At 67.7% G+C, this 26,054-nt stretch carries 39 protein-coding genes; 35 read left to right on the top strand and 4 right to left on the bottom strand.

Annotated elements, in window-relative coordinates:
* Positions 1-38: 38 nt before the first annotated feature.
* The 4 genes from ASC99_RS12690 to rfbA form a co-directional block, all read right to left on the bottom strand.
* The gene (locus ASC99_RS12690) at positions 39-998 is read right to left on the bottom strand and encodes an NAD(P)-dependent oxidoreductase (RefSeq protein ID WP_057231363.1); all 960 of its coding nucleotides are present in this window, start codon (positions 996-998) and stop codon (positions 39-41) included.
* Between the two features lie 29 nt (positions 999-1,027).
* Positions 1,028-1,930 carry a glycosyltransferase family 2 protein gene (locus ASC99_RS12685; protein ID WP_057231361.1) on the bottom strand — a complete coding sequence of 301 codons (903 nt, stop codon included), beginning with the start codon at positions 1,928-1,930 and terminating at the stop codon, positions 1,028-1,030.
* Between the two features lie 191 nt (positions 1,931-2,121).
* Positions 2,122-2,721, bottom strand: coding sequence for a dTDP-4-dehydrorhamnose 3,5-epimerase (rfbC, locus tag ASC99_RS12680; RefSeq protein WP_057231359.1), 600 nt, complete (start codon positions 2,719-2,721; stop codon positions 2,122-2,124).
* Positions 2,718-3,593: a glucose-1-phosphate thymidylyltransferase RfbA gene (gene rfbA / locus ASC99_RS12675; RefSeq protein WP_057231357.1), complete on the bottom strand. Its 876-nt coding sequence runs from the start codon at positions 3,591-3,593 to the stop codon at positions 2,718-2,720. Before rfbA ends, rfbC begins: the two co-directional genes overlap by 4 nt.
* Before the next feature lie 81 nt (positions 3,594-3,674).
* On the opposite strand from rfbA, the gene rfbB reads away from it, so the two are divergent.
* The 35 genes from rfbB (at position 3,675) to ASC99_RS12500 (ending at position 25,945) form a co-directional block, all read left to right on the top strand.
* Positions 3,675-4,652, top strand: a complete 978-nt coding sequence (gene rfbB, locus ASC99_RS12670; protein WP_057231354.1) for a dTDP-glucose 4,6-dehydratase — start codon at positions 3,675-3,677, stop codon at positions 4,650-4,652.
* Between the two features lie 16 nt (positions 4,653-4,668).
* A complete protein-coding gene (locus tag ASC99_RS12665; RefSeq protein WP_057231352.1) occupies positions 4,669-6,012 on the top strand; it encodes a lipopolysaccharide biosynthesis protein in 1,344 nt (447 codons plus the stop codon).
* 99 nt (positions 6,013-6,111) lie between these two features.
* Positions 6,112-6,513 (top strand): DUF2304 domain-containing protein, encoded by a 402-nt coding sequence (locus tag ASC99_RS12660; RefSeq protein WP_057231351.1) that lies wholly within the window; start codon positions 6,112-6,114, stop codon positions 6,511-6,513.
* Positions 6,510-7,280 carry a glycosyltransferase family 2 protein gene (locus ASC99_RS12655; protein ID WP_057231348.1) on the top strand — a complete coding sequence of 257 codons (771 nt, stop codon included), beginning with the start codon at positions 6,510-6,512 and terminating at the stop codon, positions 7,278-7,280. Before ASC99_RS12660 ends, ASC99_RS12655 begins: the two co-directional genes overlap by 4 nt.
* 115 nt (positions 7,281-7,395) lie before the next feature.
* Complete coding sequence (locus ASC99_RS12650) at positions 7,396-9,186, top strand: hypothetical protein (RefSeq protein ID WP_057231345.1); 1,791 nt, start codon at positions 7,396-7,398, stop codon at positions 9,184-9,186.
* A gap of 473 nt (positions 9,187-9,659) precedes the next feature.
* Entirely contained in the window at positions 9,660-9,968 is a 309-nt protein-coding gene (gene rpsJ / locus ASC99_RS12645) for a 30S ribosomal protein S10 (RefSeq protein ID WP_012785157.1), read from the top strand.
* 14 nt (positions 9,969-9,982) lie between these two features.
* Positions 9,983-10,627, top strand: a complete 645-nt coding sequence (rplC, locus tag ASC99_RS12640; protein ID WP_057231343.1) for a 50S ribosomal protein L3 — start codon at positions 9,983-9,985, stop codon at positions 10,625-10,627.
* Positions 10,628-10,631: 4 nt separating this feature from the next.
* Positions 10,632-11,309: a 50S ribosomal protein L4 gene (gene rplD / locus ASC99_RS12635; protein ID WP_057231341.1), complete on the top strand. Its 678-nt coding sequence runs from the start codon at positions 10,632-10,634 to the stop codon at positions 11,307-11,309.
* Positions 11,309-11,629: a 50S ribosomal protein L23 gene (gene rplW / locus ASC99_RS12630; protein ID WP_030393296.1), complete on the top strand. Its 321-nt coding sequence runs from the start codon at positions 11,309-11,311 to the stop codon at positions 11,627-11,629. Before rplD ends, rplW begins: the two co-directional genes overlap by 1 nt.
* Positions 11,630-11,671: 42 nt before the next feature.
* A complete protein-coding gene (gene rplB, locus ASC99_RS12625; protein ID WP_057231338.1) occupies positions 11,672-12,508 on the top strand; it encodes a 50S ribosomal protein L2 in 837 nt (278 codons plus the stop codon).
* 11 nt (positions 12,509-12,519) lie between these two features.
* On the top strand, positions 12,520-12,801 hold the full coding sequence (rpsS, locus tag ASC99_RS12620; RefSeq protein ID WP_057231336.1) for a 30S ribosomal protein S19: 282 nt from the start codon (positions 12,520-12,522) through the stop codon (positions 12,799-12,801).
* 49 nt (positions 12,802-12,850) lie between these two features.
* Positions 12,851-13,198 (top strand): 50S ribosomal protein L22, encoded by a 348-nt coding sequence (gene rplV, locus ASC99_RS12615; RefSeq protein ID WP_057231334.1) that lies wholly within the window; start codon positions 12,851-12,853, stop codon positions 13,196-13,198.
* The gene (gene rpsC / locus ASC99_RS12610) at positions 13,198-14,034 is read left to right on the top strand and encodes a 30S ribosomal protein S3 (protein ID WP_057231331.1); all 837 of its coding nucleotides are present in this window, start codon (positions 13,198-13,200) and stop codon (positions 14,032-14,034) included. The genes rplV and rpsC overlap by 1 nt, the downstream gene beginning before the upstream one ends.
* A 5-nt stretch (positions 14,035-14,039) precedes the next feature.
* A complete protein-coding gene (rplP, locus tag ASC99_RS12605; protein ID WP_057231329.1) occupies positions 14,040-14,459 on the top strand; it encodes a 50S ribosomal protein L16 in 420 nt (139 codons plus the stop codon).
* Positions 14,459-14,683, top strand: coding sequence for a 50S ribosomal protein L29 (rpmC, locus tag ASC99_RS12600; RefSeq protein ID WP_030393300.1), 225 nt, complete (start codon positions 14,459-14,461; stop codon positions 14,681-14,683). The genes rplP and rpmC overlap by 1 nt, the downstream gene beginning before the upstream one ends.
* Positions 14,683-14,958, top strand: coding sequence for a 30S ribosomal protein S17 (gene rpsQ / locus ASC99_RS12595; protein ID WP_057231327.1), 276 nt, complete (start codon positions 14,683-14,685; stop codon positions 14,956-14,958). Before rpmC ends, rpsQ begins: the two co-directional genes overlap by 1 nt.
* Before the next feature lie 102 nt (positions 14,959-15,060).
* The gene (gene rplN / locus ASC99_RS12590) at positions 15,061-15,432 is read left to right on the top strand and encodes a 50S ribosomal protein L14 (protein ID WP_030263487.1); all 372 of its coding nucleotides are present in this window, start codon (positions 15,061-15,063) and stop codon (positions 15,430-15,432) included.
* Between the two features lie 15 nt (positions 15,433-15,447).
* Positions 15,448-15,759: a 50S ribosomal protein L24 gene (gene rplX / locus ASC99_RS12585; protein ID WP_057231325.1), complete on the top strand. Its 312-nt coding sequence runs from the start codon at positions 15,448-15,450 to the stop codon at positions 15,757-15,759.
* Positions 15,759-16,328 (top strand): 50S ribosomal protein L5, encoded by a 570-nt coding sequence (gene rplE, locus ASC99_RS12580; RefSeq protein ID WP_057231323.1) that lies wholly within the window; start codon positions 15,759-15,761, stop codon positions 16,326-16,328. Before rplX ends, rplE begins: the two co-directional genes overlap by 1 nt.
* Before the next feature lie 4 nt (positions 16,329-16,332).
* Complete coding sequence (locus ASC99_RS12575) at positions 16,333-16,518, top strand: type Z 30S ribosomal protein S14 (protein WP_057231320.1); 186 nt, start codon at positions 16,333-16,335, stop codon at positions 16,516-16,518.
* A 267-nt stretch (positions 16,519-16,785) separates the two neighbouring features.
* The gene (gene rpsH, locus ASC99_RS12570) at positions 16,786-17,193 is read left to right on the top strand and encodes a 30S ribosomal protein S8 (protein ID WP_057231318.1); all 408 of its coding nucleotides are present in this window, start codon (positions 16,786-16,788) and stop codon (positions 17,191-17,193) included.
* A gap of 22 nt (positions 17,194-17,215) precedes the next feature.
* Positions 17,216-17,755: a 50S ribosomal protein L6 gene (rplF, locus tag ASC99_RS12565; RefSeq protein WP_057231316.1), complete on the top strand. Its 540-nt coding sequence runs from the start codon at positions 17,216-17,218 to the stop codon at positions 17,753-17,755.
* 3 nt (positions 17,756-17,758) lie between these two features.
* On the top strand, positions 17,759-18,142 hold the full coding sequence (rplR, locus tag ASC99_RS12560; protein ID WP_057231314.1) for a 50S ribosomal protein L18: 384 nt from the start codon (positions 17,759-17,761) through the stop codon (positions 18,140-18,142).
* A 48-nt stretch (positions 18,143-18,190) separates the two neighbouring features.
* Positions 18,191-18,826, top strand: a complete 636-nt coding sequence (rpsE, locus tag ASC99_RS12555) for a 30S ribosomal protein S5 (protein WP_057231312.1) — start codon at positions 18,191-18,193, stop codon at positions 18,824-18,826.
* Positions 18,826-19,008 (top strand): 50S ribosomal protein L30, encoded by a 183-nt coding sequence (rpmD, locus tag ASC99_RS12550; RefSeq protein WP_057231310.1) that lies wholly within the window; start codon positions 18,826-18,828, stop codon positions 19,006-19,008. Before rpsE ends, rpmD begins: the two co-directional genes overlap by 1 nt.
* A 1-nt stretch (position 19,009) precedes the next feature.
* On the top strand, positions 19,010-19,465 hold the full coding sequence (rplO, locus tag ASC99_RS12545) for a 50S ribosomal protein L15 (RefSeq protein ID WP_057231308.1): 456 nt from the start codon (positions 19,010-19,012) through the stop codon (positions 19,463-19,465).
* A 296-nt stretch (positions 19,466-19,761) separates the two neighbouring features.
* Positions 19,762-21,069: a preprotein translocase subunit SecY gene (gene secY / locus ASC99_RS12540; protein WP_057231305.1), complete on the top strand. Its 1,308-nt coding sequence runs from the start codon at positions 19,762-19,764 to the stop codon at positions 21,067-21,069.
* Positions 21,069-21,725 (top strand): adenylate kinase, encoded by a 657-nt coding sequence (locus ASC99_RS12535; RefSeq protein WP_057231304.1) that lies wholly within the window; start codon positions 21,069-21,071, stop codon positions 21,723-21,725. Before secY ends, ASC99_RS12535 begins: the two co-directional genes overlap by 1 nt.
* Positions 21,726-21,855: 130 nt before the next feature.
* Positions 21,856-22,695 (top strand): type I methionyl aminopeptidase, encoded by an 840-nt coding sequence (map, locus tag ASC99_RS12530; protein ID WP_057232107.1) that lies wholly within the window; start codon positions 21,856-21,858, stop codon positions 22,693-22,695.
* A 90-nt stretch (positions 22,696-22,785) separates the two neighbouring features.
* Positions 22,786-23,208 carry a large conductance mechanosensitive channel protein MscL gene (gene mscL, locus ASC99_RS12525; RefSeq protein ID WP_057231302.1) on the top strand — a complete coding sequence of 141 codons (423 nt, stop codon included), beginning with the start codon at positions 22,786-22,788 and terminating at the stop codon, positions 23,206-23,208.
* A 161-nt stretch (positions 23,209-23,369) separates the two neighbouring features.
* Positions 23,370-23,591, top strand: coding sequence for a translation initiation factor IF-1 (gene infA, locus ASC99_RS12520; protein ID WP_014047798.1), 222 nt, complete (start codon positions 23,370-23,372; stop codon positions 23,589-23,591).
* A 35-nt stretch (positions 23,592-23,626) separates the two neighbouring features.
* A complete protein-coding gene (gene rpmJ, locus ASC99_RS12515) occupies positions 23,627-23,740 on the top strand; it encodes a 50S ribosomal protein L36 (RefSeq protein WP_003956441.1) in 114 nt (37 codons plus the stop codon).
* Positions 23,741-23,934: 194 nt separating this feature from the next.
* Positions 23,935-24,315 carry a 30S ribosomal protein S13 gene (gene rpsM, locus ASC99_RS12510; protein ID WP_057231300.1) on the top strand — a complete coding sequence of 127 codons (381 nt, stop codon included), beginning with the start codon at positions 23,935-23,937 and terminating at the stop codon, positions 24,313-24,315.
* Between the two features lie 71 nt (positions 24,316-24,386).
* A complete protein-coding gene (rpsK, locus tag ASC99_RS12505) occupies positions 24,387-24,794 on the top strand; it encodes a 30S ribosomal protein S11 (protein WP_057231298.1) in 408 nt (135 codons plus the stop codon).
* A 128-nt stretch (positions 24,795-24,922) separates the two neighbouring features.
* Positions 24,923-25,945, top strand: a complete 1,023-nt coding sequence (locus ASC99_RS12500) for a DNA-directed RNA polymerase subunit alpha (RefSeq protein WP_030232516.1) — start codon at positions 24,923-24,925, stop codon at positions 25,943-25,945.
* Positions 25,946-26,054: the final 109 nt, after the last annotated feature.

Genomic DNA, 26,054 nt, shown 5'->3' with positions numbered 1-26,054 from the left:
TGATGCCCCGGCCCACGGCCCGTTCCACTTGATGAGCGCTATCCGACGGGCGCCGACCGGACCTGGGCCTGCCAGAGCGACTCGAGGGACTCCCGCATGCTGCGCCGGGGGGCCCAGCCGAGCTGCTCGCCCGCGGCGGTGATGTCGAGCTGCTGCCACTCGGTCTCCGGTCCGGCACCGTCCGGGCCGGGGACTTCGGTGATCTCGGTGGGCACGCCGCTGACCTCGACCAGCAGCTCGACCCACTCGCGCGCCGAAGTCGCGGAGCCGGTACCGATGTTGAGCACCGGCTGGGTGCCCGGGGTGGCGGCCGCAGCGACGATCGCGTCGATGCTGTCGGTCAGGTCGACGAAGTCGCGCAGCGCGGTGAGCGGGGCCAGCGAGAGCTGGGCGGTCCGCCCGGCCAGCCGGGCCTCGTCCAGCTTGGCGGCCATCACGCCGAGCAGGCTGTGCCCGGGCTGGCCGGCGCCGACCACGTTGCCGAGCCGCAGGGTGACGGCGTCCAGGCCGTGCTCGCGCACCGCCCGGGTCACGGCCTCGGTCGCGGCGAGCTTGAGCTTGCCGTACTCCATGGAGGGCGCCGCCGCGCTGTCCTCGTGCTGGTCGGTCCCGATCGGCGCGAAGCCGTACTCGTGCACCGTGCCGAGGTGGACCAGCCGGGCCGGGGCGGCCATCGCGCCGATCGCCTCGATCAGCCGGTCGACCAGGACGACGTTGGCCACCTGCATCTGATCGTCCGTCAGGCCCCACATCCCGCCGGCCGCGTTGACGACGAGTCCGACCTGCTCACGGTCGAGCAGCTCGGTGAGCTCGGCCGGGGCGGCCGAGGTGAGGTCGAACGCGACGAAGCGGCCGGGCGCGGGGACGTCGGGCGCCTTGCGCGCGATGGACAGGACGTCGTGGCCGAGCTCGGTGAACCGGTCGCCGAGCACCCGGCCGATGAAACCGGAGCCACCGAGGACGGCTACGCGGGCCGGAGCCACATGCGGTGCGGACATAGCGGAGGTGCTCCTAGCGGGAGAGGGGGTCAGCGGGCCCGGTTGGCGGTCGAGGTGACGTTGCGCAGCAGCGTCTTGGCGCCGTCCCACTGACCGGCGCGCAGGGCTCCAGGCACCAGGGTGAGGGCGTGGATGCGGGCGGAGAGGTGCAGCCGGGCGGCCTTGGCGGCGCGGGTCCACCCGTGCGCGTCGAGCCGGTCGGCGGCGTCCAGGAAGTACCGCCTGGCCTCGGTGAACCGGGTGCCGCTGTACGCCGACTTCGAGGAGATGCTGACGGTGTGACGGCGGTACTGGAAGCAGCGGGTGTCGTCGACGACCATCTGCTCGCCCGCCTGCAGCAGGTCGATGACCAGGGCGAGGTCCTGGATGATCTCCAGGTTGTCCCGGAAACCGGTCTTCCTGATGGTCTCGGTGCGCCAGCAGATCGACGGGAAGTACAGCCAGTTGCCGCGCAGCAGGCTGACCGCGAGGTCCTCGCCGCCCATCAGCGTCCGGCCCTGCTCCCTGGGGGCGTAGAGGCGGCGCTTGGCCTCGTCCGCCAGGGTGCTGACGGGCTTGCCCGCACTGTCGATGACCTCGACGCCGGGCTGGACCATCGCCACGCCGGGGTGCTCGGCCAGGGCGGCCCGGATGGTCGCGACGTAGTTGGGCAGCATGATGTCGTCGGTGCCCATGAAGACCAGGTACTCGTGCTCGGCGAGACCGAGGCACTTGCGGTAGTTGCCGGTCACCCCGAGGTTCTGCTCGTTGCGCTGGTAGCTGACCCGGGGGTCGTCGAGCTCCGCGAACCACTCGGGGACGCCGGGCTCCTTGCCGTCGTCCACGACGGTCAGCCGCCAGTCCGGGTCGGTCTGCGCGAGCACGCTGTGGACAGCGGCCTGCATCAGCGCGACGTCCCCGTAGTACGGGAGGAGCACATCCAGAGTGGTCATGGTGGGGCACATCCGCTGGTCGAGGTCGTGGCGGGGGCATGCTTGCCGGCCCGGCTGCCGCGCAGGGTCAGCCTGCGGCGGGGCAATCCTACTTGCTCGCCTCCGGCCCCCGGCCCGGGCCGGGGGCCGGAAGCACGACACCTCGCGCCGGGCGGGCCCGGCGCGAGGTGCGGTGTCGTACGGCCGGTCGGTCAGGCGCCGCGCAGGCTCTCGGTGAAGGCCTGGCAGGCCTGGTAGTCCGGCAGCAGCCCGGACGCGAGCGCCTCGGCGAGCGACGGGGCGGCGGCGTCCCGGGCGGACAGCTGCGGGCTGTCGGCCGGCCACTCGATGCCGAGGTCGGGGTCGAGCGGGTGCACGGAGTGCTCACCGGTGGGGTTGTACGTCTCCGAGCAGACGTAGGAGAGCGTGGCGTCGTCGCTCAGGGCGCAGAAGCCGTGGCCCAGCCCCTCGGGGATGTAGACCGAGCGGCGGTCGACCTCGTCGAGCCGCACGCCCTCCCACTGCCCGAAGGTGGGGGAGCCGACCCGCAGGTCCACGATGATGTCCAGCACCGCGCCGCGGACGCAGCTGACGTACTTGGCCTGGCCGGGCGGCACGTCGGCGAAGTGGACGCCGCGCACCACGCCACGGGCCGAGACGGACAGGTTGCCCTGGGCCAGCCGGAGGGGGTGCCCGACGACCTCGGCGAGGCGGTCGAAGCGGTACCACTCCATGAACAGGCCGCGCGGGTCGCCGTGCAGCTGCGGGGTGACCTCGTAGGCGCCGCCGATGGACAGTTCGCGGAACTTCATCGGGCGCTCTCCTCGTCGAGCAGGGCGATCAGGTAGTCGCCGTAGCCGCTCTTGCGCAGCGGCTCGGCGAGCTCGCGCAGCTGCGCCGAGTCGATCAGCCCGGCGCGCCAAGCGGTCTCCTCGATGCAGCCGATCTTGAAGCCCTGGCGCTCCTCGATCACCCGGACGAACTCGGAGGCCTGCACCATCGAGACGAAGGTGCCGGTGTCCAGCCAGGCCGTACCGCGGTCGAGGATCGTCACGTGCAGCTCGCCGGCCTGGAGGTAGGCCTCGTTCACCGCGGTGATCTCCAGCTCGCCGCGGGCGCTGGGCTCCAGCTTCCGGGCGATGTCGACGACCTGGTTGTCGTAGAAGTAGAGGCCGGGCACCGCGTAGCGCGACTTCGGCTGGACGGGCTTCTCCTCCAGGGAGAGCACCTGGCCCTGTTCGTCGAACTCCACCACGCCGTACGCGGACGGGTCCGCCACCGGGTACGCGAAGACCCGACCGCCGACGGGGGCGGTGTGCTGGGCCAGCCTGGTGCCGAGGCCGCTGCCGTGGAAGATGTTGTCGCCGAGGATCAGCGCGACCGACTCGTCGCCGATGAAGTCGGCCCCGAGGACGAAGGCCTGAGCGATGCCCTCGGGCCGTTCCTGGACCGCGTACTCCAGGCGCAGGCCGAACTGGGAGCCGTCGCCCAGCAGGCGCTGGAACTGCTCCTGGTCCTGCGGAGTCGTGATGATCAGAATTTCGCTGATGCCCGCCATCACCAGGGTGGAGAGCGGGTAGTAGATCATCGGCTTGTCGAACACCGGAAGGAGCTGCTTCGAGACGGCTCGGGTCAGCGGCCACAGTCGTGAGCCGGTGCCGCCTGCCAGGAGAATTCCACGCATGTCGGCAGCTTATGTGAGGTGAGTGTCCGACCGCTGGCCCGGGGTGGGTGCTTGACGGGGCGCGGGTAGACTGCCCCCACTATGCGCATCCTTGTGACCGGCGGTGCCGGCTTCATCGGTTCAGAGTTCGTCCGCCAGCTGCTCGGAGCAGACGCCTCGGCCCAGATCACCGTCCTCGACAAGCTGACCTACTCGGGCGTCGAGGCCAACCTCGCCCCCGTCGCGGATCACCCCGGGTACTCCTTCGTCCGGGGCGACATCTGCGACGTCGACGCCGTCGACCAGGTGATGCCCGGTCACGACGTGGTCGTGCACTTCGCGGCCGAGTCGCACGTCGACCGGTCGATCGAGGGCGCGGGCCCGTTCGTCCTGACGAACGTGGTCGGCACCCAGGTGCTCCTCGACGCGGCCCGCAAGCACGGGGTCGGCCGTTTCGTCCACGTCTCGACCGACGAGGTCTACGGGTCGATCTCGGAGGGGTCCTGGACCGAGGAGTGGCCGCTCGCGCCGAACTCGCCCTACTCGGCCTCGAAGGCCGGCTCGGACCTGCTGGCCCTGGCCTACCACCGCACCCACGGCATGGACATCGTGGTGACCCGCTGCTCCAACAACTACGGGCACTACCAGTTCCCGGAGAAGGTCATCCCGCTCTTCACCACCAACCTGCTGGACGGCAAGAAGGTGCCGCTGTACGGCACCGGCGGCAACATCCGCGACTGGCTGCACGTCTCGGACCACTGCCGCGGCATCGAGCTGGCCATGCGCAAGGGCCGGGCCGGCCACGTCTACAACATCGGCGGCGGCACCGAGATCACCAACAAGGAGCTGACCGGCCTGCTGCTGGAGGCGGCCGGCGCGGGCTGGGACATGGTCGAGCCGGTCGCCGACCGCAAGGGCCACGACCTGCGCTACTCCCTCGACATCAGCAAGATCAGCGAGGAGCTGGGCTACGCCCCGCAGGTCCGCTTCGAGGACGGCCTCGCGGCCACCATCGCCTGGTACCGCGACAACCGCACCTGGTGGGAGTCGCTCAAGACGAAGGCCGAGCTCGCCGGATGAACCTCGTGACCGGCCGATGACCAAGTCATCGGCCCTGGGACTGCCGGCCAAGCTGCTCGGCGCGCTGCCGCCGGGCGTGCGGCTGGTGGTCGGAGGCACCGTGGTACTCGGTGCCTCCTCGTACATCTTCCTGGCGCTCGCCGGTCACAGCCTGGACACCGACCAGGTCGCCGGGGTCTCGGTGCTGTGGACCGTGGTGATGTCCGTCGGCTACGGCCTGTTCTCGCCGGTCGAGCTGGAGCTGACCCGGCTGGTGGCCGCCCGGGACGCGGCCGGCCACGGCCCGCTGCCCGCAGTGCGCAAGGTCCTGCTGCTGACCCTCGGGGTGCTGGCGGTCGTGCTGCTGGCGATCCTGTCGGCGAGCGGGCCGATCGCCGACCGCCTGTTCGGCGGCGACCGGGGGCTGGTCCTGGGCCTCGGTGGTGCGCTGGTCGGCCTGGCGATCAGCTCCGTGGTCCGCGGCGCGCTCGCGGGTCTCGGCAACTTCCGTGCGTACGGCGCCCAGTTGGCGGTCGATGGCGGCCTGCGGATCCTCTTCGGGGCGATGGTGCCGATCTTCGGCCTGCACTCCGCGCTGGCCTTCAGCCTGATCCTGGTGGTGGCCCCGCTGGCCGCGTCGGTGATCGGGCTGCGGTCCGTGCTGGGGGACCGGCGCGCCGGGCCCGCCCCGGCCTGGCGCGAGGTCACCCGCGGCCTGGTCCTGCTGACCGGCTCGACGCTGCTGGCCCAGCTGATGGTCAACGCGGCCGTGGTCAACGTGAAGCTGCTCTCGCCGTCCTCCACGGCGCTGGTCGCGGCTCTGCTCAACGCGGTGGTGCTGGCCCGGGTCCCGCTCTTCGCCTACGCGGCCATCCAGGCCTCGCTGGTCTCGGCGCTCTCCGGTGCCGCGGCCGTGGGCGACCACCGGGAGTTCCGCAAGGTGCTCTCGCGTACGGCGGCCATCGTGATGCTGATGTGCGCGGTGGCCGGACTGCCGACCGTCCTGCTCGGGCCGTGGTTGATCCAGGTCCTCTTCAAGGCCCAGGCGGTGCTCGGATCGCTGGACTTCCTCTGGCTGGTCCTCGGCACCCTCTGCTACATGCTGGCCACCGTCTTCGGGCAGGCGCTGCTGTCGCTGGGCCGCCACCAGCGCCAGCTGTTCTCCTGGCTCCTGGGCACCGTGCTGATGGTCGTGGTGACGCTCGTACCGGGTGACATCGCCACCAGGGTCGAGGTGGGCTACCTGGTTGGTGCCGCCGCCAGTGCGGCTGCCATGCTGTGGTCGCTGTTCCGCTCGCTGTCCGAACAACCGGCCGTATCCGGCGAGGAGCAGTCGGCGGCGGTCGACCAGCGCCCGGCCGGAGCGCTGCGAAGCTCCTGAGGTCGCGGTGCACACCGGGCGTGAAGAACCTGAGTGCGACACGCCCATATGATCTGCCTACTATTGCCACGCCACTGCCGCTGAAAGGCGCCTCCCGTCGTGCAACTCACCGTCATCACCTCGGTCACCGGACTCCTGGTGCTCGTGTACATCCTCGAACTGCTGCGCCGCCAGCAGCTTCGGGAGAAGTACGCGACGATCTGGCTCGCCATCGGCGTCGTCGTGGCGCCGCTGGGCTTCTTCCCGGGCATCCTGGACTCGACCGCGCGTCGGCTCGGGATCGCCTCCGGAGTCAGCCTCGTCCTGTTCGCCGGCTTCGTGCTCGTGCTGATGGTCAGCCTGCACCTCAGCTGGGAGGCCAGCCGGCTGGAGGCCGAGACCCGCACCCTCTCCGAGGAGGTGGCCCTGATGAGGTCCCACCTCGTTGAGCACCACGGCTACCCCGTGACCAAGCACCAGGACTCCGCCCTGGACGGCACTGACCCCAAGGTGTACTCATGATCGACGGACGACGGGTCCTCATCATCCTCCCCGCCTGGAACGAGGCGGACGGTCTCCCCAGCATCCTCAAGGAGATCCAGGCCCACCTGCCCGGTGCGGACACCCTGGTCGTCGACGACGGCTCGACCGACCGCACCGCCGCGGTCGCGGCGGCCTCCGGCTCAACGGTGGCCCAACTGCCGTACAACCTCGGCGTCGGCGGCGCCATGCGCCTCGGCTACCGGTACGCGCACCTGCACGGCTACGACGTGGCCATCCAGATCGACTCGGACGGCCAGCACGACCCGTCCTACGTGCCCGTCCTGCTGGACAAGCTGAAGGAAGCCGATCTGGTGATCGGCGCCCGCTTCGACGGCGAGGGCGACTACAAGGTCCGTGGCCCGCGCAAGTGGGCGATGGGCCTGCTCTCGGTGGTGCTCTCCCGGATCACCCGCACCAGGCTCACCGACACCACCTCGGGCTTCCGCGCCTGCAACAAGTCGCTCATCGAGTTCTTCGCCAACTGGTACCCGGTCGAGTACCTCGGCGACACGGTGGAGAGCATGGTGGGCGCCGCCCGCTGCGGCTTCGTGGTGCGCCAGGTGCCGGTCGCGATGCGCGAGCGGACGACCGGCACACCGAGCGCCTCCCCGATCAAGGCGATGGTCTACCTCTCGCGGGCCGGGCTGGTCCTGCTGCTGGCGATGATCCGCCGGATGCCCCCGCACCTCAAGGCGATCGCGGCATCCGCCCCCGACCACCGTGGCCGGCAGCTCGTCGGCCGCTGAACCAGGCCGCAGCCCGCTACGGCGCCGCGGTCCTCCCAGGGCGGTCCCCACCCGAGCAGATCCGGGGGGACCGCCCCAGCCGCGGCAGCACGCCGCTTCACGAAAGTGATTTGAGATGACGGACCTGGTCAGCGGCCCGCCCACCGAGAGAAGTCGGGGCGAGGCCACGCAGGCGGACCTGAAGCACTCCACCCGTGGCATCTCCCGGATCCAGCGTCTGACCTCCCGGCGCTGGGTGCTCCCGCTGGCCGAGGGCGTGGTGAGCATCACCGCCGGCATCGGCTTCATGCTGCTCAGCATGCACATCAGCGTCAACCCGCTGAACCGGATCGGCCAGGTCAGCGGTCTCGCCAAGGTGCAGCAGTACGTGGCCGTGGTCGGTCTGCCCGTCCTCGCGGTCCTGCTCTTCGTCGCCTACCGGGGCACGCTGCGGAACTACCGGACGGTGCAGCGGCTGGCCTGCGCCGCCATCGCGGGTCTCGCCACCGGTGTGGTGGCCGGCGGCATCGCCGTCGCCCTGCACGGCACGCCGTGGGGCCTGGGCGGCCAGGAGGGCGACCCGGGCAACCTGATGGGCATGGCCAACGACATGATGCGCGGCGAGGGCCTGCCGGGGGTGTACCCGCCCGGCTTCCCCGCGCTGCTGGCGCTCTGGGCGGAGCTCTTCCACGGCGGTGTCGCCGGTGTCGGGCACGCGCTGAAGGACCTGCAGCTGCTGCTCAGTGCACTGGTCGGACCGATGGCGTATCTCTCCTGGCGGATGATGCTGCGCCCGTTCTGGGCGATGGCCATCGCGGTGCCGACCTCGATCACCTTCCTCGACCCGATCCGGCCGTACAGCCACGGCGCGATGCTGGTGCTGCTCCCGCTGCTGGCCGCCTGCTTCCGCGAGCTGCGCCGGGCCGGCGAGCTGTCGACCCGCTCCGCCCTGCTGCGCGGGGTCGGCTTCGGGGTCGCGTTCGGCGCGATGTTCATCTGGTACTCCGGCTGGTACCTGTGGGCGGCGCCCGGTGCGTTCCTGCTGGCCGCGCTGCTCTTCCCCTGGCGACGCGGCCGTCTCGCGGTCAAGCGCGCACTGGTCTTCCTCGGCGGCATGCTGGTCACGGCCGCGGTGATCGGTGCCCCGCTGCTCTACCAGCTGGTCCGGCTCGGTGCCACGACGGTCGACCGGTACGCCTACATCAACACCTACATCGACCCGGCCTACGTGATGAGTTGGGCCTCGGACCGCCCCGGCCCGCTGACGTACCACGACTGGCCGGCCTCCGGTGAGCTGGCCGGCCAGAGCGGCTTCGTGGTGGTTCTGCTGCTCGGCGTCGGGCTCGGGGTCGGGCTGGGCCTGCGCAACGTCGTCGTGCGGACCGCCGGGTTCGTGCTGGTCGGCGCCTGGCTGCTGCGCTTCTGGTTCGCCTCGCACATGGCGCACAACCAGGCCGTGCAGCTGTACCCGCGGACCACCTGGATCATCCTGTACTGCCTGATCATCCTGGCCGTGCTCGGTGTGAAGCTCTCGTACGAGCGCGGGGCCGGCCGGTTCCGCAGCGCGTTCGAGGCGGTGAACCCCGCGAAGGCTGTGACCCTGATCTCCCCGCGGACGTCGGCGCAGCTGGCGACCGGCCTGATCTGCGTGATCGCGCTGTTCGGGACGATGGGCGCCTCGTGGTCGGCGAACCGCTACATGCCCTCGGCCAACCCCAAGGTGGAGGACATGGGCCTGGACGCCTACCGTGCCCACCTCCAGCAGCTGGACAACGGCGAGTGCCCCAAGTACTCGCCGTACAAGGGCAAGCAGGGCTGCAACCCGATCAACATGGAGCTGTCCGAGTACACCTTCGTGCCGGACCAGCCGCACCTGTGGTGCGCGAACACGGAGGACCAGTGGGCGGTCTGCGGCCGTAAGGGCTGACCCGCATCGGTCGGGGCGGGTGAGGGAGACCTCGCCCGCCCCGATTGGCATTTGTGCAGCGTGCTGTGGCAGGATAGCCAAGTTGCTCGGTTGAGTGCCGATGCTGCGCGCCTCCCACCGGGAGGACTGGAAGCGAGTCCCAGGTACTCGTCGTTCCCGTGATGGCCGTTCATGTGTCCACGTGTCTTGTGTGGATGCAGTGGTGTGTAGTCGACACCGCGGCAGCTGCGGGGCGGACGTACGGGAATCTTCCGGGAAGCGTGGGCGGGGCCTCGATCCGGCACCTGGTGGGTGCAAGGCTCACCGATCCCGCAAACCGAGAAGGGAAACCTTCCCGGTTCTTTGCAAGCGCCAGGGCGACACGCCCGAGCGCGGGGGTCGGAAGTAACCACCCAAAGGGGCCACCGGACCAAGCCACCCGGCCGAATCCGGCAGAAGAAGCAGCAGACGAGACAAAGGACTACTGAGTAGCCATGGCGGGACAGAAGATCCGCATCCGGCTCAAGGCCTACGACCACGAGGTGATTGACTCCTCGGCGAAGAAGATCGTCGAGACCGTCATTCGCACTGGTGCGCAGGTCGCGGGCCCGGTGCCGCTGCCCACTGAGAAGAACGTGTACTGCGTCATCCGCTCGCCGCACAAGTACAAGGACTCGCGCGAGCACTTCGAGATGCGCACTCACAAGCGTCTGATCGACATCCTCGACCCGACCCCGAAGACCGTTGACTCGCTGATGCGCCTCGACCTTCCGGCCGGCGTCGACATCGAGATCAAGCTCTGAGAGGCGCGACGAAGATGGCAAAGCAGATTAAGGGAATCCTGGGCGAGAAGCTCGGCATGACCCAGGTCTGGGACGAGAACAACCGGATCGTTCCGGTGACCGTCGTCAAGGCCGGGCCCAATGTCGTTACCCAGATCCACACCGCTGACGCTGCCGGCTACGACGCCGTGCAGATCGGCTTCGGCGAGATCGACCCCCGCAAGGTGAACAAGCCCCTCGCGGGCCACTTCGCCAAGGCCGGTGTCACCCCGCGTCGTTTCCTGGTCGAGCTCCGCACCGCGGACGCGTCCGAGTACGCCCTCGGCCAGGAGATCACCGCTGAGCTGTTCGAGGCGGGTGTCAAGGTCGATGTGACCGGCACCTCCAAGGGCAAGGGCTTCGCCGGTGTCATGAAGCGTCACAACTTCAAGGGCCTCGGCGCCGGTCACGGCGTGCAGCGCAAGCACCGTTCGCCCGGCTCGATCGGTGGCTGCGCCACCCCGGGTCGCGTGTTCAAGGGCATGAAGATGGCCGGCCGGATGGGCCACGAGCGCGTGACCACCCAGAACCTGACCGTCCATGCCGTTGACGCGGAGAAGGGGCTGCTCCTCATCAAGGGCGCAATCCCGGGCCCGAACGGCGGCCTCGTCCTCGTCCGCACCGCGGCAAAGGGGCTGTGAGGATATGAGCACCATTGACATCCTGTCGCCCTCGGGCGACAAGGCCGGCAGCCTCGAGCTGCCCGCCGAGATCTTCGACGCCAAGGTCAGCGTTCCGCTGATGCACCAGGTCGTCGTGGCGCAGCTCGCTGCGGCCCGTCAGGGCACCCACTCGACCAAGCGTCGTGGCGAGGTCCGAGGCGGCGGCCGCAAGCCGTACCGCCAGAAGGGCACCGGCCGCGCCCGTCAGGGCTCGACCCGCGCTCCGCAGTTCGTCGGCGGTGGCGTCGTGCACGGCCCCAAGCCGCGCGACTACTCGCAGCGGACGCCCAAGAAGATGATCGTCGCCGCTCTGCGTGGCGCGCTCACCGACCGGGCCCGCCACAACCGCATCCACGTCATCACTGACGTGATCGCGGCCGAGGCGCCGTCGACCAAGGCCGCCAAGGGCCTGTTCGGCAAGATCTCCGAGCGCAAGAACGTCCTCCTGGTCGTCGAGCGCGCGGACGAGGTGGGCATCAAGTCCGCTCGCAACCTGCCGAACGTGCACATCCTGGACGCCGGTCAGCTGAACACCTACGACGTGCTCGTCTCCGACGATGTGGTCTTCACCCAGGCTGCTTTCGAGCGTTTCGTGGCCGGTCCGGCCGCGTCCGCCAAGGCTGTGGCTGCTGAGGGCGAGCTCGAAGGGAGCGCCGCCTGATGGCTGCAGAGATCACGAGCAAGACGTTCACGGACCCCCGTGACGTCCTGGTGAAGCCGGTCATCTCCGAGAAGAGCTACTCGCTCCTCGACGAGAACAAGTACACGTTCGTCGTGTCGCCGGGTGCCAACAAGACCCAGATCAAGCAGGCCGTCGAGGCGGTCTTCTCGGTCAAGGTCGAGTCCGTCAACACGCTCAACCGTCAGGGCAAGCGCAAGCGCTCCAAGACGGGCTTTGGCAAGCGCAAGGACACCAAGCGCGCCATCGTGACGCTGGCTGAGGGCAACCGCATCGACATCTTCGGCGGTCCGACCTCCTAACGGGGTCCGGATCGTCGATAAGGACGAGGACGAGAGAGCCAAATGGGCATCCGCAAGTACAAGCCGACTACGCCGGGCCGTCGTGGCTCCAGCGTGGCCGACTTCGTAGAGATCACGCGGTCCACGCCGGAGAAGTCGCTGGTTCGCCCCCTGCACAGCAAGGGCGGCCGTAACAACGCCGGTCGTATCACCGCTCGCCACCAGGGTGGCGGACACAAGCGCGCCTACCGCGTGATCGACTTCCGTCGTCACGACAAGGACGGCGTGCCGGCCAAGGTCGCGCACATCGAGTACGACCCCAACCGCACCGCTCGCATCGCGCTGCTGCACTACGCGGACGGCGAGAAGCGCTACATCATCGCGCCGCGCGGCGTCGGCCAGGGTGACCGGATTGAGAACGGCCCGACGGCCGACATCAAGCCCGGCAACAACCTGCCGCTGCGCAACATCCCGGTCGGTACCACCATCCACGCGGTGGAGCTTCGTCCCGGTGGCGGTGCCAAGATGGCCCGCTCCGCCGGTTCGGGCATTCAGCTGCTCGCCCGTGAGGGTCGCATGGCGCACCTGCGCATGCCCTCCGGTGAGATCCGTCTGGTGGACGCGCGCTGCCGCGCGACCGTCGGCGAGGTCGGCAACGCCGAGCAGTCGAACATCAACTGGGGCAAGGCCGGCCGTATGCGCTGGAAGGGCGTTCGCCCGACCGTGCGTGGTGTGGCCATGAACCCGATCGACCACCCGCACGGTGGTGGTGAGGGTAAGACCTCCGGTGGTCGCCACCCGGTCTCGCCGTGGGGCAAGAAGGAGGGTCGCACCCGTAAGGCCAACAAGGCTTCGGACGCTCTCATCGTGCGCCGCCGCAAGTCCAACAAGAAGCGCTAGGAGCAGGTCAGATGCCGCGCAGTCTCAAGAAGGGCCCCTTCATTGACGGCCACCTTCTCAAGAAGGTGGACGCGCAGAACGAGGCGGGTACCCAGAACGTCATCAAGACCTGGTCCCGTCGCTCCGTGATCAGCCCGAGCATGCTCGGTCACACGATCGCGGTCCACGATGGCCGTAAGCACGTCCCGGTGTTCGTCACCGAGTCGATGGTCGGCCACAAGCTCGGCGAGTTCGCGCCGACGCGCACCTTCCGCGGGCACGTCAAGGACGACCGCAAGTCGAAGCGTCGCTAGTCGCCAGCGAAGTACCGACTCAATGACTTACACCAGCAAGGGGACAACCATGGAAGCCAGGGCCCAGGCGCGGTACATCCGCGTCACGCCCATGAAGGCCCGCCGCGTGGTGGACCTCATCCGTGGCATGAGCGCCACGGAGGCACAGGCCGTCCTGCGTTTCGCTCCGCAGGCCGCCACCGTGCCGGTCGGCAAGGTGCTCAACAGCGCCATTGCCAACGCCGCGCACAACTACAACCACTCCAACGTGGACGACCTCGTGATCAGCGAGGCGTACGTTGACGAGGGCCCGACCCTGAAGCGGTTCCGTCCGCGTGCCCAGGGCCGTGCCTACCGGATCCGCAAGCGGACCAGCCACATCACCGTGGTCGTCAGCAGCAAGGAAGGGACCCGGTAATGGGCCAGAAGGTTAACCCGCACGGGTTCCGCCTCGGCATCAGCACGGACTTCAAGTCCCGCTGGTACGCCGACAAGCTGTACTCGGACTACGTCAAGGAAGACGTTGCCATTCGTCGCATGATGACGAAGGGCATGGAGCGGGCCGGCATCTCGAAGGTTGAGATCGAGCGCACCCGTGACCGCGTCCGCGTGGACATCCACACCGCTCGCCCCGGCATCGTCATCGGTCGCCGTGGCACCGAGGCCGACCGCATCCGCGGCGACCTCGAGAAGCTGACCGGCAAGCAGGTCCAGCTGAACATCCTCGAGGTCAAGAACCCCGAGCTGGACGCCCAGCTCGTGGCTCAGGGCGTCGCGGAGCAGCTGTCCTCCCGCGTGTCGTTCCGCCGTGCCATGCGTAAGAGCATGCAGGGCACCATGAAGTCCGGCGCCAAGGGCATCAAGGTCCAGTGCTCCGGTCGTCTCGGCGGCGCCGAGATGAGCCGTTCGGAGTTCTACCGCGAGGGTCGTGTGCCGCTGCACACCCTTCGTGCGAACGTCGACTACGGCTTCTTCGAGGCCAAGACGACCTTCGGTCGTATCGGCGTCAAGGTCTGGATCTACAAGGGCGACGTCAAGAACATCGCCGAGGTCCGCGCTGAGAACGCTGCTGCCCGCTCGGGCAACCGCCCGGCCCGCACCGACGCCCGCCCCGCGCGTGGCGGCGAGCGCGGTGGCCGTGGTGGCGAGCGTGGCGGCGCCCGTGGTGGCGCCCGTCGTCCCCAGAACACCGAGGCTCCGGCCGCGGCTGTGACGGAGACGCCGGCTGCCGAGAGCACCGGAACGGAGGCCTGACCGTCATGCTGATCCCCCGTCGGGTCAAGCACCGTAAGCAGCACCACCCGAAGCGCCGTGGCGCTGCCAAGGGTGGCACCGAGCTCGCGTTCGGCGAGTACGGCATCCAGGCCGTTACCCCGGCCTACGTGACGAACCGGCAGATCGAGTCCGCTCGTATCGCCGTCACCCGTCACATCAAGCGTGGTGGCAAGGTCTGGATCAACATTTACCCGGACCGCCCGCTCACCAAGAAGCCTGCCGAGACCCGCATGGGTTCCGGTAAGGGTTCCCCCGAGTGGTGGATTGCCAACGTTCACCCGGGACGGATCATGTTCGAGCTGTCCTACCCCAATGAGAAGGTTGCTCGTGAGGCGCTCACCCGCGCTGCTCACAAGCTCCCGATGAAGTGCCGGATTGTCCGGCGCGAGGCAGGTGAGAGCTGATGTCGGCCGGCACCAAGGCTGCTGAGCTGCGCGAGCTTGACAACGAGGGTCTCGTTGCGAAGCTCCGCGAGGCCAAGGAGGAGCTGTTCAACCTCCGCTTCCAGGCGGCGACCGGGCAGCTCGACAACCACGGACGGCTCAAGCTCGTCCGTAAGGACATCGCGCGGATCTACACCCTGATGCGCGAGCGCGAGCTGGGCATCGAGACGGTGGAGAGCGCCTGATGACTGAGAACACCACCAACGAGACGCGCGGTTTCCGCAAGACCCGTGAGGGTCTCGTCGTCAGCGACAAGATGGACAAGACCGTCGTCGTCGCCGTCGAGGACCGCGTCAAGCACGCTCTGTACGGCAAGGTCATCCGCCGTACGAACAAGCTGAAGGCGCACGACGAGGCCAACGCCTGCGGCATCGGCGACCGGGTTCTCCTGATGGAGACCCGTCCGCTGTCCGCGACGAAGCGCTGGCGCGTCGTCGAGATCCTCGAGAAGGCCAAGTAACGAAGCCGATGTGGTACGGCCGTATGTGCACCAGGTCCCTCAGGGGCGCTGGTGTGAGCAGCGGCCGGCCCGTCGTCTCTCGTTGACGATCAGGAGAAAGCAGTGATCCAGCAGGAGTCGCGACTGCGGGTCGCCGACAACACTGGTGCCAAGGAAATCCTTTGCATCCGTGTTCTCGGTGGTTCCGGTCGCCGCTACGCCGGTATCGGGGACGTCATCGTCGCCACCGTCAAGGACGCGATCCCCGGTGGCTCGGTGAAGAAGGGTGACGTCGTCAAGTGCGTCATCGTTCGGACCGTCAAGGAGCGTCGTCGTCCGGATGGCTCGTACATCCGCTTCGACGAGAACGCCGCGGTCGTTCTCAAGAACACCGATGGTGACCCCCGTGGCACCCGCATCTTCGGCCCGGTGGGCCGCGAGCTGCGTGACAAGAAGTTCATGAAGATCATCTCGCTGGCGCCGGAGGTGCTCTAACCCATGGCAAACAGCATGAAGATCAAGAAGGGTGACCTGGTCCAGGTCATCACCGGCAAGGACCGCGGTAAGCAGGGCAAGGTCATTCAGGCCATCCCCGCCACCAACAAGGTCCTGGTCGAGGGTGTCAACCGGGTCAAGAAGCACACCAAGCCGGGTCCGGGTACTCAGGGTGGCATCATCACCGTCGAGGCCCCGGTTCACGTCTCCAACGTCCAGCTGGTCGTGGAGAAGGACGGCAAGAAGGTCGTCACCCGCGTTGGCTACCGCTTCGATGACGAGGGCAACAAGATCCGCGTTGCCAAGCGAACCGGTGAGGACATCTGATGTCTGAGACGACTGTTGAGAAGGTGACCCCCCGCCTCAAGGAGCGTTACAACTCCGAGATCAAGGGGCAGCTCCTGGAGGAGTTCTCGTTCGAGAACGTCATGCTGATCCCCGGCCTGGTCAAGGTCGTGGTCAACATGGGTGTGGGCGAGGCCGCCCGCGACTCCAAGCTGATCGAGGGCGCGATCCGCGACCTCACCGCCATCACCGGCCAGAAGCCGGCGGTGACGAAGGCTCGTAAGTCCATCGCGCAGTTCAAGCTGCGTGAGGGCCAGCCGATCGGCACCCACGTCACCCTTCGCGGTGACCGCATGTGGGAGTTCCTGGACCGTCTGGTGTCGCTGGCTCTGCCGCGTATCCGCGACTTCCGTGGCCTCTCCCCGAAGCAGTTCGACGGCCGTGGCAACTACACCTTCGGTCTGACCGAGCAGGTCATGTTCCACGAGATCGACCAGGACAAGGTCGACCGTCAGCGCGGTATGGACATCACCGTCGTGACCACCGCCCAGACCGACGACGAGGGCCGGGCGCTCCTGCGCGCTCTGGGCTTCCCGTTCAAGGAGGCGTAACACCATGGCGAAGAAGTCCCTTATCGCGAAGGCCGAGCGCAAGCCGAAGTTCGCTGTCCGCGGTTACACCCGCTGCCAGCGCTGCGGCCGCCCGCACTCGGTGTACCGCAAGTTCGGCCTCTGCCGTGTCTGCCTCCGTGAGATGGCGCACCGCGGCGAGCTGCCGGGCGTGACCAAGAGCTCCTGGTAACCCAGGCTCTAGGTTCCCTGCGAATCAGCAGGTGTGCCCGACCCCACGTGCCCCGTTTTTGGGGTCCCGTACGGAATCCCGTAAGGTAGTGGGGTCGGGCCCCCTGTCGCGGCAGCCAGAGCTGTCCGCGACCCTCCTATGAGGGCTCGCACCCAGTCTTACTAACGCCGCAGGTCCCCTGCGTCTGTGCCCCTGCCCGCACTCCTCGCGAGTGCGGTGGGGGGACCTGGCGCGGAGAAACCACGGCGAGAGAGGCCTGAGGCCATCATGACCATGACCGACCCCATCGCAGACATGCTCACGCGTCTGCGTAACGCGAACTCGGCGTACCACGACACCGTGGCGATGCCGGCTAGCAAGATCAAGGCGCACGTCGCCGAGATCCTGCAGCAGGAGGGGTACATCTCCTCCTGGAAGGTTGAGGAGCCGGTTGAGGGCGAGGTCGGCAAGAAGCTGACCATCGACCTCAAGTTCGGCCCCAACCGTGAGCGCTCCATCGCCGGCATCAAGCGCATCAGCAAGCCGGGTCTGCGCGTTTACGCAAAGTCCACCAACCTGCCGAAGGTTCTCGGCGGCCTGGGCGTGGCGATCATCTCCACGTCCTCCGGCCTCCTGACCGACAAGCAGGCCGCCAAGAAGGGCGTAGGCGGAGAAGTTCTCGCCTACGTCTGGTAATTCGGGAACAGGAGGTACAGCAATGTCGCGCATTGGACGGCTGCCCATCCCGGTTCCCGCCGGCGTGGACGTCACCATCGATGGCCAGGCAGTCTCGGTGAAGGGCCCCAAGGGCTCCCTCACCCACGTTGTCGCCGCGCCGATCGAGATCGGCAAGGGCGAGGACGGCACTCTGCTCGTCACCCGCCCCAACGACGAGCGTCTGTCGAAGGCCCTTCACGGCCTTTCCCGCACGCTGGTGGCGAACATGATCACCGGTGTGACCGCGGGATACCGCAAGTCGCTGGAGATCAGCGGTGTTGGTTACCGAGTCGCAGCGAAGGGCTCCTCCATGGAGTTCCAGCTCGGCTACAGCCACCCGATCCTGATCGAGGCCCCGGAGGGCATCTCCTTCGTGGTCGAGTCGCCCACCAAGTTCCACGTGGACGGGATCGACAAGCAGCTGGTCGGCGAGGTTTCGGCCAAGATCCGCAAGCTGCGTAAGCCCGACCCGTACAAGGCCAAGGGCGTCAAGTACGCGGGCGAGGTTATCCGCCGCAAGGTCGGAAAGAGCGGTAAGTAAGCCATGAGTCTTTCTGTGAAGATCGGCAAGGGCAACGGCTACAAGAACGCTGCCCGCAAGCGCCGCGCCATCCGCGTTCGCAAGCGCGTCACCGGCACCGAGGCTCGTCCTCGTCTGGTCGTGACCCGCTCGAACCGCCACATGGTCGCCCAGGTCATCGACGACGCCAAGGGTCACACCCTCGCGTCGGCGTCCACCCTCGACGTGTCCATTCGTGGCAACGAGGGCGACAAGACCGAGCTGGCCAAGAAGGTCGGAGCCCTGGTCGCCGAGCGCGCCAAGGCCGCCGGCATCGAGTCGGTCGTCTTCGACCGCGCGGGCAACCGTTACGCGGGGCGCATCGCCGCCCTGGCGGACGCTGCCCGTGAGGCCGGGCTCGACTTCTAAGCCGCTCGTCGGCTCAGTCGACGGACGTAATCGAGAGAGGTAATTCCAATGGCTGGACCCCAGCGCCGCGGTAGCGGCGCCGGCGGCGGCACCGGCGGTGGCGGCGAGCGACGTGATCGTAAGCGCGACGACCGGGGCAACGCCCCCGCCGTCGAGAAGACTGCTTACGTTGAGCGCGTGGTCGCGATCAACCGTGTTGCCAAGGTTGTCAAGGGTGGTCGTCGTTTCAGCTTCACCGCGCTGGTCGTGGTGGGCGACGGTGACGGCACCGTAGGTGTTGGCTACGGGAAGGCGAAGGAGGTTCCGGCCGCCATCGCCAAGGGTGTTGAGGAGGCCAAGAAGAACTTCTTCAAGGTCCCCCGTATCCAGGGCACCATCCCGCACCCGATCCAGGGCGAGAAGGCCGCTGGCGTCGTGCTCCTGAAGCCGGCTTCCCCCGGTACCGGCGTTATCGCCGGTGGCCCGGTGCGTGCCGTTCTGGAGTGCGCCGGCGTCCACGACATCCTGTCGAAGTCGCTCGGCTCGGACAACGCGATCAACATCGTGCACGCCACCGTGGCTGCTCTGAAGGGCCTCGTGCGCCCCGAGGAGATCGCGGCCCGCCGTGGCCTGCCGCTGGAGGACGTGGCCCCCGCTGCTCTGCTCCGCGCTCGCGCGGCCGGGACCGCGGCGGTGAGTGCCTGATGGCTCGCCTGAAGGTCACTCAGACCAAGTCGTACATCGGCAGCAAGCAGAACCACCGTGACACCCTGCGTTCGCTCGGCCTCAAGCGGCTGAACGACACCGTGGTGAAGGAGGACCGCCCGGAGATCCGCGGCATGGTCCAGACCGTTCGTCACCTCGTCACGGTTGAGGAGGTGGACTGAAATGGCAGACAACTCGCCGATCAAGATCCACAACCTGCGCCCGGCCCCCGGCGCCAAGACCGACAAGATCCGTGTCGGTCGTGGTGAGGGTTCCAAGGGTAAGACCGCAGGTCGTGGTACCAAGGGCACCAAGGCCCGCTACCAGGTTCCGCAGCGCTTCGAGGGTGGGCAGATGCCCCTCCACATGCGTCTGCCGAAGCTCAAGGGCTTCAAGAACCCGGCGCACAAGCAGTTCCAGGTCGTGAACCTGGAGAAGCTGGCCGAGCTCTACCCGCAGGGTGGCGAGGTCACCGTGGCCGATCTGATCGCGAAGGGCGCCGTTCGCAAGAACGAGCTCGTCAAGGTCCTCGGCACCGGCGACATCGCGGTTGCGCTGCAGGTGACGGTTGACGCCGTCTCCGGCTCCGCGATCGAGAAGATCACCGCCGCCGGCGGTACGGTCACCGAGCTCCTCTGAGCTAGCTGATCCTCACGAACCCCGTATCTCCCTCCTGGGAGGTACGGGGTTCGTGCTTTTAGGGTGGCTTTTGTGGTTGAAAACGGGCATCCCGTCCCCCGTGCGTGGGGGAGGGGCCGCGCACGCTTCTTTCGGGTGGCCACACACTGTTAGAGTCCGTGGAGTTCCCTTGTAGGCTGCGCCCAGGCTTGCCTGTGCCGTCCGGTTGACCGGACTCCTCGGGGGGCCCGCACACTCCACTCCCCATTCAGGACCGACCCTCCCGCCGACGACGTGCGGGAGGCGCAGGAGGCACCGTGCTCAGTGCGTTCGCGCGGGCGTTCCAGACGCCCGACCTGCGCAAGAAGCTGCTGTTCACGCTGGGCATCATGGTGCTGTTCCGGCTGGGCGCTCACATCCCCGTGCCGGGCGTCGACTTCGTCGCGGTGAACCAGTGTCTGAAGGAAGGCCCCAACGGCCTGTTCGGCCTGGTGAACCTCTTCAGCGGCGGCGCGCTACTGCAGCTGACGATCTTCGCGCTCGGCATCATGCCGTACATCACGGCCAGCATCATCCTCCAGCTCCTCACCGTCGTGATCCCGCGACTCGAGGCGCTGAAGAAGGAGGGCCAGTCCGGCCAGGCCAAGATCACCCAGTACACCCGCTACCTGACCATCGCGCTCGCCGTGCTCCAGGGCACCGGCATCGTCGCGACGGCCTCCAGCGGTGCGCTGTTCTCGGGCTGTGTCTACGCCAACCAGGTCGTGCCGGACCAGTCGGTCTTCCGGATCGCCACCATGGTGATCACGATGACGGCCGGCACCACGATGGTGATGTGGCTCGGCGAGCTGATCACCGACCGTGGCATCGGCAACGGCATGTCCATCCTGATCTTCACCTCGATCGCGTCGGGCTTCCCCGGCTCGATGTGGGCGATCAAGCTCTCGGGCACGATCGGTGACGGCTGGGTCGAGTTCTTCAGCGTCATCGCGATCGGCGTCATCGTGGTGGTCCTGGTCATCTTCGTCGAGCAGGCGCAGCGCCGGATCCCGGTCCAGTACGCGAAGCGCATGATCGGCCGCAAGGCGTTCGGCGGGACGTCGACCTACATCCCGCTGAAGGTCAACCAGGCCGGTGTGATCCCGGTCATCTTCGCCTCGTCGCTGCTGTACATCCCGGCGCTGGTCGCCCAGTTGACGAGCAGTGAGGCCGGCTGGGCCACCTGGATCAAGGCCAACTTCGTCCGCGGTGACCACCCGCTCTACATGGCCACGTACTTTGTGCTGATCGTGTTCTTCGCGTTCTTCTACGTCGCAATCTCCTTCAACCCCGAAGAAGTTGCCGACAACATGAAGAAGTATGGTGGGTTCATCCCGGGCATCCGGGCCGGCCGACCGACGGCCGAGTACCTTAACTACGTGCTTACCCGCATCACGTGGCCGGGGTCGCTCTACCTGGGCCTGATCGCGTTGATCCCGATGATCGCCCTGGTTGCCTTCAACGCGGACCAAAACTTCCCGTTCGGTGGCACCAGCGTGCTCATCGTCGTCGGTGTCGGACTCGAAACTGTGAAGCAGATCGAGAGCCAGCTCCAGCAGCGTAATTACGAAGGGTTCCTCCGCTGATGCGTATCGTCCTCGTCGGACCTCCCGGGGCCGGGAAGGGTACTCAGGCGCACGTCCTGGCCAAGACCCTGTCCATTCCCCACATCTCCACCGGAGACCTGTTCCGCGCCAACATCAGCCAGGGCACCCCGTTGGGGCTCGAGGCCAAGGCGTACATGGACGCGGGTCGACTGGTACCGGATGAGGTCACCATCGGGATGGCCAAGGACCGGATGTCGCAGCCCGACGCCGCCAACGGCTTCCTGCTGGACGGGTTCCCCCGGAACCTCGGTCAGGCCAAGGCCCTGGACGAGATCCTGGCCGAGTTCGGCATCGCCCTCAACGGCGTGCTGGACCTGGAGGTCCCCGAGGACGAGGTGGTCAAGCGGATCGCCGGCCGCCGGGTCTGCCGGGTCAACGGCGGCCACGTGTTCCACGTGGTCTACAGCCCGCCGAAGACCGAGGGCGTCTGCGACGAGTGCGGTGGCGAGCTGTACCAGCGCTCGGACGACACCGAGGAGAAGGTGCGGACGCGGCTGGAGGTCTACCACACGGAGACCGAGCCGATCATCGAGTACTACAACCAGCAGGGCCTGCTGGTCACCATCTCGGCGCTGGGCAAGGTCGACGAGGTGACCGAGCGCGCGGTGGCCGCGCTGGAGAGCAAGAAGAACTGAGACCGACGAGACGGCCGGGACGCCCCCGCACGGGGGAGTCCCGGCCGTTCTGTCGTCGTACGGTGGTAACGGCAGCACGGCCCCCCGGCAAGGACCGGACGGGCATTCGACAGTGGAAGGCGTGGACCAGATGGTGGAGATCAAGACCCCCGAGCAGATCGCCAAGATGCGGGTGGCCGGACTGGTCGTCGCCGAGGCGCTGAAGGCGGCCCGCGAGGCCGTCCGTCCGGGTGTCACCACCCAGGAGCTCAACGACATCGCGGCGAAGGTGATCGCCGACCACGGCGCCACCTCCAACTTCCGCGCGGACCACGGCGGCCTGTGGTTCCCGGGTGTGATCTGCGCCTCCGTCAACAACGAGGTGGTGCACGGCATCCCGGGCGACCGAGTGCTGGTCGAGGGTGACGTCATCTCGATCGACTGCGGTGCGATCGTGGACGGCTGGCACGGCGACGCCGCGATCACCGTGGCGGTCGGCGAGGTCGCGCCCGAGGTGGAGATGCTCAGCCGGGTGACCGAGGGCTCGATGTGGGCCGGCATCGCCCAGATGAAGAAGAACAACCGCCTGGTCGAGGTCTCCAAGGCGATCGAGGGCTTCGTCCGCCGCCAGCCGCTGCCGCCCAAGGGCAAGTGGGGCATCACCGAGGGGTACGGCGGCCACGGCATCGGCACCGCGATGCACATGGAGCCGCACGTGCTGAACTACGTCGAGCGCGGCCGCGGCAAGGGCCCGAAGCTCGTCCCCGGCACCGTGCTGGCGATCGAGCCGATGGTCTCGCTGGGCACCCCGCACACCACGGTGCTGGAGGACGACTGGACGGTCGTCACCAACGACGGCACCTGGGCCTCGCACTGGGAGCACTCGGTGGCGATCACCGAGCAGGGCCCGCTGGTGCTGACCGCCTTCGACGGCGGCAAGGCCGAGCTGGCCAAGCTGGGCGTCGTCGCGGCGCCGGACCCCCTGGGTTAGTCGCTGACGGATCGTCAAGGGCTCGGTGGGTTTCGCCCACCGGGCCCTTTGTCCTATTTTTAGGAGCTGACAACTTCGAAGGGACAGCAAGTGCTCAAGGGATTCCGCGACTTCATGATGCGCGGCAACGTGATCGACATGGCGGTCGGTGTCGTCATCGGCTCGGCCTTCACCGCGGTGGTGACCGGCTTCGTCGCGGCCTTCCTCACCCCGCTGGTGGGCGTGGTGGTCGGCGCGGCCGGCGACTTCCGCTCGTACAGCTTCGAGCTGGTCGGGGTGACCTTCCCGTACGGCCAGTTCCTGAACGTGCTGATCGCGTTCCTGCTGACCGCCGCGGTGCTGTACTTCTGCGTGGTGCTGCCGGTCACCAAGGCGACCGCCCGGTACCTGCCGAAGAAGCCGAAGGCGCCCAAGCGCCCCTGCCCCGAGTGCCTGACCGAGATCCCCGAGGCCGCCCGGCGCTGCTCCGCCTGCACCGCGCACGTCGAGCCGCTGGTCAAGGTCGGCGTCTGAGCCGTTTTGGTCCGGGAGCAGGCGGTGGCGTACGATGGACCGTCGGCTCACTCGTAGCGTGCTTCAGCGCGCCCTCTACCCGGTTCGGGCAGGGGTGAACCCAGGTTCGCACGAGCGTGCCGCATACGGTAGCCGTCCCCGGAAGGTGGATCTCGCAGTTCATGGCAAAGAAGCAAGGCGCCATTGAGATCGAGGGCACCGTGATCGAGTCTCTTCCGAACGCCATGTTCAGGGTTGAGCTGCAGAACGGTCACAAGGTCCTCGCGCACATCAGCGGCAAGATGCGGATGCACTACATCCGTATCCTCCCGGACGACCGCGTGGTCGTTGAGCTCAGCCCGTACGACCTGACTCGCGGCCGGATCGTCTACCGGTACAAGTAAGCAACTGTCAGATCTAGACCCGGAGTACCTGAAGCATGAAGGTCAAGCCGAGCGTCAAGAAGATCTGCGACAAGTGCAAGGTGATCCGCCGTCACGGCCGGGTCATGGTGATCTGCGACAACCTGCGCCACAAGCAGCGCCAGGGCTGACCAGCCTCACTCAGCATTTCTCGTACGTCTTTGCGTGAGCACTGCTTCGCGCGACGCGAAAAAACGTCATAAGCGGGCTACCCGATCCGTCCCCAGGACGGACTGCCACCCCCGGTCAGAGGCCGGGGCTCCCACACCGAGAGGTGTCGGAGTAGGTAGCACGTCAGACCTCTGAAGAAAAACAGGAGCCTTGAATGGCACGCCTCGCAGGCGTTGATCTCCCGCGTGAGAAGCGCATCGAGATCGCCCTCACTTACGTCTACGGCATCGGTCGCACCCGCGCGCAGCTCGCGCTCGCGGAGACCGGCGTGAACCCGGACACCCGGGTTCGCGAAATCTCCGAGGACGACCTGGTCAAGCTTGGCCAGTACATCGACGCCAACTTCGAGGTCGAGGGTGACCTCCGCCGTGCGGTTGCCGCTGACATCCGCCGCAAGGTCGAGATCGGCTGCTACGAGGGTCTGCGTCACCGCCGGGGTCTCCCCGTCCGCGGCCAGCGCACCCACACCAACGCGCGTACCCGCAAGGGCCCGCGTCGCGCGATTGCCGGCAAGAAGAAGCCGGGCAAGAAGTAGTCCGCCCGTAACCGGACTTCCCTCCGGCCCGCGGGTTAGCGGACCGACCACCTCAGTAGGAGAACAGACTTATGCCCCCCAAGGGTCGTCAGGCTGCCGGCGCCAAGAAGGTGCGCCGCAAGGAGAAGAAGAACGTCGCTCACGGGCACGCCCACATCAAGAGCACGTTCAACAACACCATCGTTTCGATCACCGACCCCTCGGGCAACGTGATTTCCTGGGCCTCTGCCGGCCACGTCGGCTTCAAGGGCTCGCGCAAGTCCACTCCGTTCGCCGCGCAGATGGCCGCCGAGTCGGCTGCCCGTCGCGCGCAGGAGCACGGCATGCGCAAGGTCGACGTCTTCGTCAAGGGTCCGGGCTCCGGCCGCGAGACCGCGATCCGCTCGCTCCAGGCCACCGGCCTGGAGGTGGGTTCGATCCAGGACGTCACCCCCACCCCGCACAACGGCTGCCGTCCGCCGAAGCGCCGCCGCGTCTGACGCAGCGCCTTCGGGCAGTCTGAGTTTTTAAACCACGTGCGGGGTCCTGTTTCTGACGGGACCCCGTACGCTGGTTCTGTTCGGCATCAAATAGTGGGTGCCGAGTTCCAACTGGAGGATCTGAAAACATGCTGATCGCTCAGCGCCCCTCGCTGACCGAAGAGGTCGTCGACGAGTTCCGCTCGCGGTTCGTGATCGAGCCGCTCGAGCCGGGCTTCGGCTACACCCTCGGCAACTCGCTCCGCCGCACGCTCCTCTCCTCGATCCCCGGTGCCGCTGTCACCAGCATCCGGGTCGACGGTGTCCTGCACGAGTTCACCACCGTGCCGGGCGTCAAGGAGGACGTGACCGACCTCATCCTCAACATCAAGCAGCTGGTCGTCTCCTCGGAGCACGACGAGCCGGTCGTGATGTACCTGCGCAAGCAGGGTCCGGGTGTGGTCACCGCCGCCGACATCGCGCCCCCGGCCGGTGTCGAGGTGCACAACCCCGAGCTGGTCCTCGCCACGCTCAACGGCAAGGGCAAGCTGGAGATGGAGCTGACCGTCGAGCGCGGTCGCGGCTACGTCTCCGCCGTGCAGAACAAGGCTTCCGGCCAGGAGATCGGCCGCATCCCGGTCGACTCGATCTACAGCCCCGTGCTGAAGGTCACCTACAAGGTCGAGGCCACCCGTGTCGAGCAGCGGACCGACTTCGACAAGCTCATCGTCGACGTCGAGACCAAGCCCGCCATGCGCCCGCGTGACGCCATGGCGTCGGCCGGTAAGACCCTGGTGGAGCTGTTCGGTCTCGCCCGCGAGCTGAACATCGACGCCGAGGGCATCGACATGGGCCCGTCCCCGACGGACGCCGCCCTGGCCGCTGATCTCGCCCTGCCGATCGAGGAGCTCGAGCTCACCGTTCGGTCGTACAACTGCCTCAAGCGCGAGGGCATCCACACCGTGGGTGAGCTCGTTGCCCGCTCCGAGGCCGACCTGCTCGACATCCGCAACTTCGGTGCGAAGTCGATCGACGAGGTCAAGGCGAAGCTGGCCGGCATGGGCCTGGCGCTCAAGGACAGCCCGCCCGGGTTCGACCCGACCGCCGCCGCCGACGCCTTCGGCGCCGACGACCTGGACGACGCGGGTTACGCGGAGACCGAGCAGTACTAAGGAATTCGACGGGGGCGACCCTCGCGGGTCGCCCCCTGTTCGATGCAAGAAAGCCGTAGCGGCAACAGTGCCGCTACGCCCGTCCCGGTACCTGATACGGCCGGGTTCG

This window comes from Kitasatospora sp. Root107 (genome assembly GCF_001424875.1).
In the GTDB taxonomy this organism is placed as follows: Bacteria; Actinomycetota; Actinomycetes; order Streptomycetales; family Streptomycetaceae; genus Kitasatospora.
This window is presented reverse-complemented; position numbering and strand designations above follow the sequence as displayed.